At 76.9% G+C, this 12,018-nt stretch carries 9 protein-coding genes; 6 read left to right on the top strand and 3 right to left on the bottom strand.

Going from position 1 to position 12,018, the window contains the following annotated elements; all coding sequences use genetic code 11:
• The first annotated feature begins 155 nt into the window (after window positions 1-155).
• The 3 genes from C8D89_RS24070 (at window position 156) to C8D89_RS24060 (ending at window position 2,632) form a co-directional block, all read left to right on the top strand.
• Window positions 156-485, top strand: a complete 330-nt coding sequence (locus C8D89_RS24070; protein ID WP_165825905.1) for a hypothetical protein — start codon at window positions 156-158, stop codon at window positions 483-485.
• A 223-nt stretch (window positions 486-708) separates the two neighbouring features.
• Window positions 709-1,296, top strand: coding sequence for a hypothetical protein (locus C8D89_RS24065; protein WP_116710675.1), 588 nt, complete (start codon window positions 709-711; stop codon window positions 1,294-1,296).
• Window positions 1,297-1,402: 106 nt separating this feature from the next.
• Window positions 1,403-2,632, top strand: coding sequence for an arsenate reductase/protein-tyrosine-phosphatase family protein (locus tag C8D89_RS24060; protein ID WP_116710674.1), 1,230 nt, complete (start codon window positions 1,403-1,405; stop codon window positions 2,630-2,632).
• A gap of 6 nt (window positions 2,633-2,638) precedes the next feature.
• Here C8D89_RS24060 and C8D89_RS24055 read toward each other — a convergent pair whose 3' ends face one another.
• On the bottom strand, window positions 2,639-3,175 hold the full coding sequence (locus C8D89_RS24055; RefSeq protein WP_116710673.1) for a hypothetical protein: 537 nt from the start codon (window positions 3,173-3,175) through the stop codon (window positions 2,639-2,641).
• Window positions 3,176-3,547: 372 nt separating this feature from the next.
• Between C8D89_RS24055 and C8D89_RS24050 the strand changes: the two genes are divergently transcribed.
• Both C8D89_RS24050 and C8D89_RS24045 read left to right on the top strand, forming a co-directional pair.
• On the top strand, window positions 3,548-4,390 hold the full coding sequence (locus C8D89_RS24050; protein WP_165825911.1) for an RDD family protein: 843 nt from the start codon (window positions 3,548-3,550) through the stop codon (window positions 4,388-4,390).
• A gap of 218 nt (window positions 4,391-4,608) precedes the next feature.
• A complete protein-coding gene (locus C8D89_RS24045) occupies window positions 4,609-5,127 on the top strand; it encodes a hypothetical protein (RefSeq protein ID WP_116710671.1) in 519 nt (172 codons plus the stop codon).
• A 67-nt stretch (window positions 5,128-5,194) separates the two neighbouring features.
• On the opposite strand, the gene C8D89_RS24040 is transcribed toward C8D89_RS24045, so the two are convergent.
• Together C8D89_RS24040 and C8D89_RS24035 are read right to left on the bottom strand one after the other, a co-directional pair.
• Window positions 5,195-6,286 carry an endonuclease/exonuclease/phosphatase family protein gene (locus C8D89_RS24040; protein ID WP_116710670.1) on the bottom strand — a complete coding sequence of 364 codons (1,092 nt, stop codon included), beginning with the start codon at window positions 6,284-6,286 and terminating at the stop codon, window positions 5,195-5,197.
• 185 nt (window positions 6,287-6,471) lie between these two features.
• On the bottom strand, window positions 6,472-7,734 hold the full coding sequence (locus C8D89_RS24035) for a PQQ-dependent sugar dehydrogenase (RefSeq protein WP_116710669.1): 1,263 nt from the start codon (window positions 7,732-7,734) through the stop codon (window positions 6,472-6,474).
• Window positions 7,735-8,157: 423 nt separating this feature from the next.
• Between C8D89_RS24035 and mfd the strand changes: the two genes are divergently transcribed.
• A complete protein-coding gene (mfd, locus tag C8D89_RS24030; protein ID WP_116710704.1) occupies window positions 8,158-11,886 on the top strand; it encodes a transcription-repair coupling factor in 3,729 nt (1,242 codons plus the stop codon).
• Window positions 11,887-12,018 lie beyond the last annotated feature (132 nt).

The following is a 12,018-nucleotide window of genomic DNA, read 5'->3' as shown; positions in this document are numbered from 1 at the left end:
GTGTCGTCTGCCTCGGGCCTCGTGCCGGTAACGAGCCCGCCGGTCCGCCCCGATGCCCGCTCGAGGGCCCACGGGGGTCCGCGAGGGGCGGCGGCATGGGCGGCAGGGGCGGACGGAATTGGACTCGCGGTCGTGGGCAGGTGGGTCGTGGGCAGGTGGGTCGTGGGCTCGCCGCACTGCTCCTGACCCTCGGCGTGGTGGTCCTCGGCGCGCCGCCCGCCCTCGCAGCCGACCCCGTGCCGGGTCCGGCGCCCTACGGCGGCCAGCTCGACGTTCCCGACGCCGAGGGCGTGTTCGACGGCGAGCACGCGCTCGAGGTGGCGATGCTGGCACTCGGCTCGGTCAACGGGATCGCCTTCGCGGGGGTCGTCATCGCCAGCCGGTTCCGGGGCAGCACCGCGTCGGCGATCCGCCGGGCGCTCATGGCACGTACGGCGCGCGGCGTGCCGTCCGGCCTGCGGCGGCGGGGGACGGGCAACCGGTGACACGGCGCCCCAGGGCCGGACGGACCAGCAGCGGAGGTCCGGACGGTCTCTCTCCGCGCTGGCGAGCACCCCACCGGGTGAAGGAGATCCCCCGAACGGGCTGTTCCGTGGACCGACCGCAACGCGTCAGGCTGGCTCCGACGATCCACCGGGTGACCCCGTGTCCCCGCGCGGGCGCCGTCGCCGCACCCGGCGGCGGTTCGTCCCCCTCCGAGGAGCGCCGTTGTCGACCGAGGCCGCGATGCCCACCACCAACGACGACCCGGCGCCGGACGCCGAGCCCGAGGTGCCCGGCACCTCCTCCGGCCCCGTCGCCGTCCCCGACGACACCTCGGGGGGTGCCCTGGCCGCCCGCCTGCGGGAGGCCCGTGCGCGTCTCGAGCCGGAGCGCCCGTCGATCCCCGCCCCGCGCAGCCCGGAGGGCGTCGTGCCGCCGCCGGTGTTCGGCCGGGGCGCCGGCGCGCCGGCCGCGGACCTCGTGCGCGCCGTGGACGACCTCCTCGCGCGACTCGTCGACCTGGAGGACGACGCGCAGGACCCGGACAGCCGGGCCCTCGTCCGCGCGCTCGAGCTCGTCGCCACCGGGGTCCCCGACGCCGGGTGGTCGGCCGACGAGCGGCTCGAGGGCGAGGCGCTGAGGGGGGCCGCCGAGCTCGCCGGCCCGCTCCACGACGACGCGGCGGCGTTGCTGGAGCGTCTGGACGCCGAGGAGCGTCCGGCCTCCGCGGTCGAGGTCGACGCGGTGGTCGCGGCCCTGCGTGTCGCACGGATGGTGCTCGACCTCGAGTCCTTCGCCCGCCAGGTGCGCTGAGCCGGGTCCTCTCGGTCCCACCCGACCGGGGGAGCGGCGAGGCGCGCCGGCGCCCGGCGACCGGAACGGCTCGCGCGTACGGCCACGGACTGCGACGATCGGCGGTATGGACGGTCGGGGAGACGGGACGCCACGGCGCTTCCGTCTCCTGTTCGTGTGCACCGGGAACATCTGCCGTTCGCCGTTCGCCCGGTTCCACACCCGCCTGCTGCTCGAGATGCGCCTCGGCCCGCGGTGGGCCTCCTGGTTCGACGTCGCCAGCGGCGGCACCGGTGCGGTCGTGGGTGCGGAGATGCACCCGCTCTCGCGGGCCCAGCTCGGACCGCTCGCCACGCACCCCGACGTCGCCGCGTTCCGCGCGCGCCAGCTCCCCGCCCGCGACGTCGAGATGGCCGACCTCGTGCTCACCGTGAGCCGGTCGCACCGCTCCGCGGTGCTCGAGCTCGAGCCCCGCGCGCTGCGCAGCACCTTCACCCTGCCCGAGTTCGCCCGGCTGCTCGAGGGCATGGACCCCGCGGACCACGCCGCGCTACCCGCCGATCCCCGCGAGCGCGCGCACGCCCTGGTCGCCGCGGCACTGGCCGAGAGGGGCCAGGGCGCTCCGGTCGACCCCGAGGACGACGCCATCCCGGACCCGGTGCAGGGCACGGTCGAGGACCACGCCGAGGCGGCGCGCCGCATCCACGCCGCCGTCCGCCCGCTGGTCGACGCGATCGGGGCCGCGGTGCCGTGGCCGGTCCGTCCCGGCCCGCCGCGCCGGCCCGTCCCCGGCCCGCCGGGTGCCCCGCACGGGCCGGGGCCCCGCCCGCCGCACGGCGCCGTGCCGCCCGGGCCCCCGCGGGGCCCCATCCCGCACGGACCGGTTCCGCCCGGTGCCGTGCCGCCCGGTGCCGTGCCGCCCGGTGCCGTGCCGCCCGGTCCCGTCCCGCCCGGCGCCCGGCCCGGCGGCCCTGGTCCCGGTCCTGGTCCTGCTCGCCCGCCCGGTGTCGTCCCACCCGGACCCGTGCCACCCGGACCGGTGCCACCTGGAGCCGTGGGTCCGGCGGCTGCTCCCGCCGCGGGGCCGCCCCGCGCGCCGGTGATGCCGCCCGGAGCGCCGCGGGTGCCGCGGCCGACCGAACCGGCGGACCCGCTCTCCCCGGCGACACCGCTCGACGCGCTCGCCGGGCCGGCTCCCGGTGAGACCGGCCCGGCACCGGAGGACGGGCGCGACGACGAGGACGTGCCGGCCGTGCTCGCCGACCGGGAGCCGCGGGCGCGCCGGGCCCGGGCCGGCGAGGACGAGCGGCCGGAGCAGAGCCCGCGCGCGCACTCCACGCCCCGGGCCGGTCGCTGAGCCCCGTCAGGAGGGGGCGACGACGCCGAACCCGCCGAAGGCCCGGCGTACCCGCGTCCGGGGCCGCGCGGGGGCGGTGGACCCCGCGGCGAGGCTGGGGCGCCAGAGGTCCCAGGAGGCGGCGTCCCCCTCGGTCACCGTCCCGGCGTCGACGGCCCGTCGCACGAGCTCGCGGCACGGGGCGACACCGCCGGCCGGCCGGACGACGCGCACACACAGCCGTTCGGGGCCGACGGTGACCCGCAGGCCGACCCGGGAGGACCGGCCGACCTCGAGGACCAGCTCGTCGGGGGTGCCGTCGAAGAGCACGCCGCGGGTGGACTCGAAGCTGAGGCGCCCCTCGCGCCAGCGCAGCACGCCGGGGACGTGCGTCACCTCGCGGACGATCCAGGCGACGCCGGCGAGCTCGTCACGTTCGGAGGGGGCGTCCGCGGCGGCGGCGTGGGCGGGCGCGGCGGGGTCCGCCAGCGCGGGCCGCGGGCTCGGCACGGCCGCGAGCGTCGCCGGGAACCCGGCGCCGGCGGGTCGGGGCGGGACGGCCATCCGGTGACCTCCTCCCGGGAACGTTGCGATGTCGTGACCTGACCTCCACCCAACGCGCGAGAGCCCTCGGGTGTCATGCTCCGTGCGGGCGAGGTGTGACGAGCAACGGGGTGATGCGGTCCCGGCACCGCTGCGTGAGCACGTCCGTCAGGCCAGGTGGGTGACGGAACGCCCCCGACTGCCCGGTCGGTACTCCCCGCGGTGACCGCTCGCTGGCATGCTGCCGCCTCGTGGGTGGTGGGGACCCGGCCCCCGAGGCGTGGCCGGGTGCGGGTGACCACCGGCCTCCGCGTTTCGGAGCCGTCCCGTCATCACGGTGAGCAGCCATCGGGGAGCGCAACGCTCTCGTCGTCGACCTCGGGAGAACAGAGCGTGAGCAACCCCGGCGGATACGAGCAGCAGTCCGGTTTCGGCGCGTCGCCGGGCGGCTATCAGCAGCAGTCCGGCTTCGGCGACCCGTCGGCCGCCGCCACGCCGGACGCCGGGCCGGGACAGGCCGGTCCCGGCCAGCCCGGGTACGGACAGCCCGGCCACGGACAGCCGGCGTACGGCCAGGGCCACGGACAGCCGGCGTACGGCCAGGCCGGGTACGGACAGCCCGGGTACGGACAGCCGGGATCCGGCCAGCCGGCGTACGGCCAGCCCGTGTACGGCCAGCCCGGGTACGGCCAGCCCGCGTACGGCCAGCCCGCGTACGGGCAGCCGGGATACGGCCAGCCCTACGGGCAGCCGGGGTACGGACCGGGCTACGGGCCCGGGTACGGCGTGCCGGGCGGCGACCCGACCGAGGTCGTCGGCTCGCGCGTCGGCCAGTACCTCCTCGACGGGCTGCTCGCGGCCGTCCCGACGCTCGTGCTGATGTTCCTCGTCATCGGCATCGGCTCCGCGACGGGCGACCCGGACACCATGTTGACGATCATCGGCATCGGCTACGTGCTGATGTTCCTCGTCGGGTTCGGCTCCTCGTTCCTCGTCTACGCGTACTGGCCGTCGACCCACCAGGGCCAGACGCCGGCGATGGGGTGGCTGAGCCTGCGGATCGTGCGCGAGGAGGACGGCGGGGCGCCCACGCTCGGGCAGTGCACGGTGCGCTGGCTGCTCCTCGTCGTGGACGGTCTCTTCGCCGGCATCGTCGGACTGATCATCATGTCGACCTCGGAGCGGCACCAGCGCCTCGGTGACATGGCCGCGAAGACGCTCGTCGTCCGCGCCTGAGCGCCCGGTCGCGCACCCGGCCGCTGCTCCGAACGGGCGAACCTGCGCGGCAGGTGTCCCGGAGCGAAACGGTAGCTGTCCGGTGAACGACTAGCGGGCCGTACGCGGGCGCAGCGTCGCGCCCGACGACACGACCACCACGACCGGGGGGACCGGCTGGTGACGGAGGCGGCCGACGTGAGCAGGACACAGACCCGATCCCGCAGCGGGCAGCACCGGTGAGCGCCCCGCCGCGCGGTGGCTATGCTGCCTGGGTCAGCTGGCTGGAGGCGTTCCGCCGGGGCGAGGACCCGCCGACCGACGGGCTCGGGCCGGTGCGGGGAGGCTTCGGGTCCTACGTGGAGGCGCGGCTGCTCGAGCGGCTGTCGACGGCCTTCGCCGAGCGCGTGCGCCAGTGGCAGACCCTGCTGGGCGACCGGATCGTCGCCCAGCCTCCGGGCGGTCCCGTGGCCGCGGCGGCGATGCTGCACGAGGCGGTGACGCGCCTCGAGCCGCTCACCCGCCTCGCCGACTCACCGCTGATCCCGCGCCCGGTCGCCCTGTCGATGCACGAGGTGCTGCGCACCGTCCGCGAGGGCGCCCGCACCGCGCTCGACGAGGCCTGGCACCGCGGGCTCGAGGACGACCACGCCCCGGGCTTCCCGGCGCAGCGTCGCGTGGACGCGCCCCGGACGGCGCCCGGCGGGGTCCGTCCCGGCCGCGGGATCGTGCCGGCGCCCCGCGTACGCCGCCCCTGAGCCGAGGCGGGGCGGGTGCGGGCGTCCGCCGCCCGCACCCGCGGTCGCCGCGGCCCCGTCGGTGACCTCAGCCGAGCCCCACCCGCGCCAGCACGCCGCGGTGGTCGCTGCCCTCGACGTCGACCACCTCGACCTCGCGGGCGCGGGGACCACCCGAGGTGAGCACGTGGTCGATCTGCACCCCGAGCAGGCGCGGCACCGCCGCCGGCCAGGTCCCGGTGAGCCCCTCGCCGACGTCCTCGGCGGCGTCGGTGCAGCCCGCGGTCGCCGTGCGGAACTCGGCGTGGTCCAGCGTCGCGTTGAGGTCGCCGGCCACCACGGTCGGCCGGTCGCCGGTGCACCAGCGCGCGAGCGCGGCGATGTCGCGGGCCCAGGCGTTGGTGTCGCCGGGCTTCGGGGACTGCGGGTGCGTCGCCACGACCCGCACGTCGCGGCCGTCGACGTCGCGGAGGTCGACGACGAGCGAGGGGAACTCGGTCTCCCGGTCCGGTGTCACGGTGGGCCGGCCCAGCTCGCGGCGCACGAACACCGTCATGGGGCTGTCGTCGCTGCGCGCGTCGGCGGCGTACACGCGGTAGCCGCTCGTGCCGCCCTCCCCGCCGGACTCGTCGACGAGGGCCTGCTGGAGGCGGTCGCGCAGGGTGCCGCGCGCCTCGGGCAGCACGACGACGTCAGGGGTGCGCGAAAGGACGATCTCGGCGAGCGCCTCCGGGTCGGCGCGGCTGAGGTAGGCGCTGGCGGTGAAGACGGTCAGCTCGGGGCCGCCCGTGGCCCCGGTCTCGGACGATCCGACCGCCCGCGGCAGCACCATCGCCAGCCCGAGCGCACCGACGAGGCCGAGCGCCACCGCCGCCGGGCGCAGCGCCCGCCCACCGGCGAGGGCCGCGAGCACGGCCAGCGCCACCAGGCCGGCGGCGAGCTGTGGCCGGAAGGCGATCGACTGCACGAACGGGGTGCGGTGATCGATGCCCAGCAGGTCGGAGAACGTGACGACGGCCGCGGGCACCGCCAGCACGACGGCGGCCCCGAGGGCCGCCGTGCTCGGGCGCTCCCCGCGGCGCCGGGCGGCGGGGCGTGGCGCCCGCCGCGGCTCGGCCGGCGCGCGGGCGGGCCCGCGACCGGGTGCGTCGAGCTGCTGCGTGGGTGGAGGACGGCGCACGGGCGGGGCGGGCGGGCCCGGCGGGGGCCACGCGGCCGGTGGGTGGCGCGGCCGGCCCGGGGGACCCGGAGCCGCCGGCGGCCCCCACCCGCCCGGCCCGCCCGGCCCCCACCCGAGCGGCCCCGGCCCGCCCGGCGGGGGACGGTGGCCCCCCGGCGGGTGCCCGGCCGGGCCGTGCCGGTCGCTCACGCCCGGGTCACGCGCAGGATGACGTCGTCGGAGCCGTTGTCGCTGGTCAGGTACAGGGCGCCGTCCGGTCCGAGGCGCGCCCCGCGCAGGCGTCCGAACTCGCCGTCGAGCTCGGGCGGCACGGTGACGCCGACGATGCGGTCGTCGTCGGGGCCCGTGCCGGGCCGCATGAGGAAGAGCTTCTCGTTCTTCTGGACCGACACGGCGAGCAGGCCGGCCATGTCACCCCAGGCCGGGCCGTCGAGGAAGGTCGCCCCGCTGATCGCCTCGGTCTCGTCGCCGGAGCTCCACGCGGCGGTCACGGCGTCCGGGTAGCGGTCGAGGTCGGTCATGGGCACGTCCTCGTCGTACCCGCCGGGTGACTCGCCGCCCCGGGCCGGGTCCCACCCGTAGTTGCCGCCCGGCACGACGACGTTGACCTCGTCGTCCACGTCGGGGCCGTGCTCGGAGCTCCACGGCCGTCCGGTGCCGGGCTGGATCGTGACGCCCTGGACGTTGCGGTGGCCGTAGCTCAGGACCAGCCGCTCCGCGGCGCTCGCGGAGGCGGCGAACGGGTTGCCGGGCGCCGGACCGCCGGTGGCGGGGTCGACGCGCAGGACCTTGCCGCCCAGCGAGCCGCGGTCCTGCGGGATCGTGGCGCGAGCGGTGTCGCCGGTGCCGATCAGCAGCATGCCGTCGGGCGCGTAGGTGGGCCGGCAGCCCGAGTGCCGACCCGAGGGGTTCAGCGGCAACCCGCCCACCAGCGGGTCGCGCACGCGCTCGGCCTGCGTGCCGTCGGGGGAGAGTCGCCACGCCACGACGCGCACGTCCACGGGCCGGCCGTCCTGCTGGTGGGTCTGGCAGGTGACGAACGTGCCCGACGTGGCGACGTCCGGGGCCGCGGCGATGCCCATCAGGCCGCCCTCGCCGCGGGCGTACACGTCGTCCAGGTCGGCGCCCACGGGCGTCACCCGGGCGCCGGGTCCGAGCCCCTGCACCAGAGAGAGGGAGCCGTCGCGCTCGGTCACGAGCATCCGGTCGCCGCCGACGAAGGCCACGTCCCAGGGATTCGAGAACCCCTCGGCCACCGTCTCCACCCGCAGCGACGAGCCGGCCGGCGTGGTGGTGGGGGCGGGGGTCGCGGCGCGTGCCCCGCCGCCCTCGGACGGGGCGGCGACGCTTCCCTGGTCGGGTCGTTCGCTGCACGCGGTGAGGGCCAGCGCCGCCAGCGCGGCCAGGGCGAGCAGGGCACGGGCCGGGCGTGATCGACGCGAGGTCACGGGGAGATGATGCCGTCCGTCGTGTCCGATCTTCGTGGGCCCCCGGTCCGGACGGGGGAGGCGGCGCCACCCGTCCGGGGGACACGCCGCCCGGCGGGGACCGCGGTTGTCCGTCGAACGGACCGCACGGTACTTTTTTGCCGGGCGTCGGTCGCCCGTGCGCTTCCGGGGGGCACGCACGGACGACGGCACCCGGGAGGTCGCCGGCTGCGGGGCGCCGGCGCCTCTTCCCCCGGCCGACGTGACGTGTCCGTCGCCGTACCGGTCCCCGGCCCGCTGTCGGTCCCTGCACGTATCCTGGAGCCATTCCCGGCGGGGCCGCTCTCGGTCGCCGTCCGACGCCCGTCGAAGGGTCTCCCCGCGTTGTCGCCCGCTGCGTCCGCCGTGTCCGCGCCCGTGTCCGCCCCCCTGTCCGTGTCCGCGGTGTCCGCCGCGCCCCTCGCCGCCCTGCTGCCGTCGGTGCTGGCCGACCCCGGCCTGCGCGAGGTCGTCGCGGCCGCCGGTCGCGACGCCGCGGTCGAGGGTCCGACGGGGTTGCGGCCCTTCCTCGCCGCGACGCTGGCCGCGGACCCGGACGGGGAGACCGGGGGCGCCGGGGTCCCGCTGCTGGTGGTCACGGCCACCGAGCGCGAGGCGGAGGAGCTGGCCGTCGCGATCGGCGAGCTCGTCGGCCCCGACGCCGTGGCGTACCTGCCGAGCTGGGAGACCCTGCCCCACGAGCGGCTGTCCCCGCGGGCGGACACCGTCGGACGCCGGGTGGCGGTGTTCCGCCGGCTGGCGCACCCCGAGGCCGAGGACACCCCCGACGTCCCGCTGCGCGTGGTCACCGCGGCGACGCGCAGCCTCATCCAGCCCGTGGTGCCCGGCCTGGGCGACCTCGAGCCGGTGCGCCTCGCGGAGGGCGTCGAGTACGAGCTCGAGTCGCTCACCGCCCGCCTGGTCGACCTCGCGTACGCGCGGGTGGAGATGGTCGAGAAGCGCGGCGAGTTCGCGGTGCGCGGCGGCATCGTCGACGTCTTCCCGCCGACCGCGGCGGCGCCGGTGCGCGTGGAGTTCTGGGGCGACGAGGTCGCCGAGCTGCGCTGCTTCTCCGTCGCCGACCAGCGCTCGCTGCCCGGCGAGGGAGCTGATGCCCGCCCGGCCGAGGTCGTCGCGCCGCCCTGCCGCGAGCTGCTGCTCACCGAGGCGGTGCGGGCGCGGGCCGCGGAGCTCGCGGTGGAGCACCCGAGGGACAAGGCGCTGGCCGAGCTGCTCGGCCGCGTGGCCGAGGGCATCCCGTCCGAGGGCATGGAGTCGCTGATCCCCGCGCTGCTCGGCGGTCCCGACGACACGGACGGCACGCCCGAGCTGGAGCTGCTGCCCGAGCTGCTGCCCGCCGGCGGCCACGTCCTGATCTGCCACCCCGAGCGCGTCCTCACCCGCGCGGCCGACCTCGTGCGCACCGGCCAGGAGTTCCTCGAGGCGTCATGGCTCGCGGCCGCCGACGGCACCGACGGCCGCGCGCCGATCGACCTCGGCGCGTCGGCGTACCGCGACCTCGGCGATGTGCGCGCCGTCGCGGCCAAGGCCGGCCGGCCGTGGTGGACGCTCTCCTCCCTGGCGACCGACCCCGACGTCGAGGACGACTCCCACACCCATCTAGGGGAGCACGCCGATAGGGGCGCGCGTGTGCTGCGGCCCGGGTTCACCGCGGTCGAGGCCTACCGCGGCGACATCCCGCGCGCCGCGGCCGACCTGCGCGCGCTCGCGGCGTCGGGCGGGGCCGGCGTGCTCGTCGTGCCCGCGGCGGGCACGGCTCAGCGCGCCGCCGAGCAGCTGCGCGAGCACGAGGTCCCCGTCCGGCTCGCCGCCGAGGGGCTGCTCGCCGCGCCCGAGGCGGGCGTCGTGACCATCACGCGCGGGTGCCTCGTCGACGGCGTCACCGCGGGCGGCACCTCCCTGGTGATCGTCACCGAGTCCGACCTCACCGGCGCCCGCCCGGGCACCGAGGGCGCCACCAAGCGCGCCCCCGTCAAGCGGCGCAACGCGGTCGACCCGCTGACCCTGCAGCCCGGCGACTTCGTCGTCCACGCCCAGCACGGCATCGGCAAGTTCGTCGAGATGACCCAGCGCACCACCGGGACGGGCCCGGCGCGCACCACGCGCGAGTACCTGGTGCTGGAGTACGCGTCGTCCAAGCGGGGCCAGAGCAGCAACAACGGAGACCGGCTGTTCGTGCCCACCGACCAGCTCGACCAGGTCAGCCGCTACGTGGGTGGCGAGCTGCCGACGCTGAACAAGCTGGGCGGGTCGGACTGGTCGAAGACCAAGTCGAAGGCGCGCAAGGCGGTCCGCGACATCGCCGCCTCGCTGGTGCAGCTCTACGCCGCGCGCCAGTCGGCGCCCGGGCACGCGTTCGGCGCCGACACCCCGTGGCAGCGGGAGATGGAGGACGCGTTCCCGTACACCGAGACGCCGGACCAGGCGTCGGCGATCGACGAGGTCAAGGCCGACATGGAGAAGGCGGTCCCGATGGACCGCGTGATCTCCGGCGACGTCGGCTACGGCAAGACCGAGATCGCGGTGCGGGCGGCGTTCAAGGCGGTGCAGGACGGCAAGCAGGTCGCGGTGCTCGTGCCGACGACGCTGCTCGCCCAGCAGCACCTGCAGACGTTCACCGATCGGATGCGCAACTTCCCGATCACGGTGAAGGGGCTGTCGCGGTTCACGCCGGCCAAGGAGGTCGACGGGATCCTGCGGGGGCTCGCCGACGGGAGCGTCGACGTCGCCGTCGGCACCCACCGGCTGCTGCAGACCGGGGTGTCGTGGAAGGACCTCGGCCTGGTGGTGATCGACGAGGAGCAGCGCTTCGGCGTCGAGCACAAGGAGCACATCACCGGGCTGCGCGCCCACGTCGACGTCCTGTCGATGTCGGCGACGCCCATCCCGCGCACGCTGGAGATGAGCCTCGCGGGCATCCGTGAGATGTCGACCATCCTCACCCCGCCCGAGGAGCGCCACCCGACGCTGACCTACGTCGGCGCCCACGACGAGAAGCAGGTCGCGGCCGCGGTGCGCCGCGAGCTGCTGCGCGACGGCCAGGTCTTCTACATCCACAACCGGGTGCAGTCGATCGACGACGCGGCCGCCCGCCTGCGCCGCCTCGTGCCGGAGGCCCGCGTCGTCACCGCGCACGGGCAGATGGCCGAGGAGCGCCTCGAGCGCACGGTCAACGAGTTCTGGCAGCGCGAGCACGACGTGCTCGTCTGCACGACGATCGTCGAGAACGGCCTGGACATCTCCAACGCCAACACCCTGATCGTCGAGCGCGCCGACACCCTCGGGCTCTCCCAGCTCCACCAGCTGCGCGGGCGCGTCGGCCGGGGACGTGAACGGGGCTACGCGTACTTCCTCTACCCGGCCGACCAGCCGCTCACCGAGACCGCGCACGACCGCCTCGCCACGGTCGCGCAGCACTCCGAGCTGGGCGCGGGCACCGCGGTGGCCATGAAGGACCTGGAGATCCGGGGCGCGGGCAACATCCTGGGCGCCGAGCAGTCCGGCCACATCGCGGGCGTGGGCTTCGACCTCTACGTGCGCCTGGTCGGCGAGGCCGTCGAGGCGTTCAAGGCGCACGCGGGCGCGGGCGGGGCGGACGAGGACCAGGCCCTGGCGGAGGTGCGCGTCGACCTGCCGATCGACGCCCACGTGCCGCACGACTACGTCGACACCGAACGCCTGCGCCTCGACGTCTACCGCAAGATCGCGGAGGCGTCCGACGGCCCGGCGCTGGACGCGGTGCGCGAGGAGCTGGTCGACCGCTACGGCGAACCCCCGGTGCCGGTGACCAACCTGCTCGCGGTCGCCGCGTTCCGGCAGGCGTGCCGGCGCCACGGCATCACCGAGGTCGCCGGCCAGGGCAACCAGATCCGCCTCGCGCCGGTCGACCTGCCCGACTCGGCCCAGATGCGGCTCAAGCGCCTGCACCCGCGCGCGCAGTACAAGGCGGCGTCCCGGACGCTCTCGCTGCCCCGGCCCACGGCCGGCTCCGACGGGAAGGGCCCCGTGCGCATGGGGGCCGCGCCCCTGCGCGACCTGGAGCTCCTGGCGTGGTGCGAGCAGCTGTTCACCCAGCTCTTCGGCGAGCGCCCGGTCGCGGCGGCCACCACCTGACCATCAGCGGCGTCGGGTCGGCGTTAGGGAGCGAGGGGCGCCTTGGCTGCGTGGGAGGCAGCGAGGGACGCCCTCGCTCCGAGGTGAGGGAGGGGAGGCGGCGCTGCGAGGGGCGCCCTGGCTGCGTGGGAG

The sequence above is a fragment of the Actinomycetospora cinnamomea genome (assembly GCF_003096675.1).
In the GTDB taxonomy this organism is placed as follows: domain Bacteria; phylum Actinomycetota; class Actinomycetes; order Mycobacteriales; family Pseudonocardiaceae; genus Actinomycetospora; species Actinomycetospora cinnamomea.
This window is presented reverse-complemented; position numbering and strand designations above follow the sequence as displayed.

Bases quoted from the DNA above. Each gene is read 5' to 3' on its own strand.
- C8D89_RS24060 (WP_116710674.1), top strand. From the start codon at position 1,403: ATGGACGGTCGGGGAGACGGGACGCCACGGCGCTTCCGTCTCCTGTTC.
- C8D89_RS24055 (WP_116710673.1), bottom strand. From the start codon at position 3,175: ATGGCCGTCCCGCCCCGACCCGCCGGCGCCGGGTTCCCGGCGACGCTC.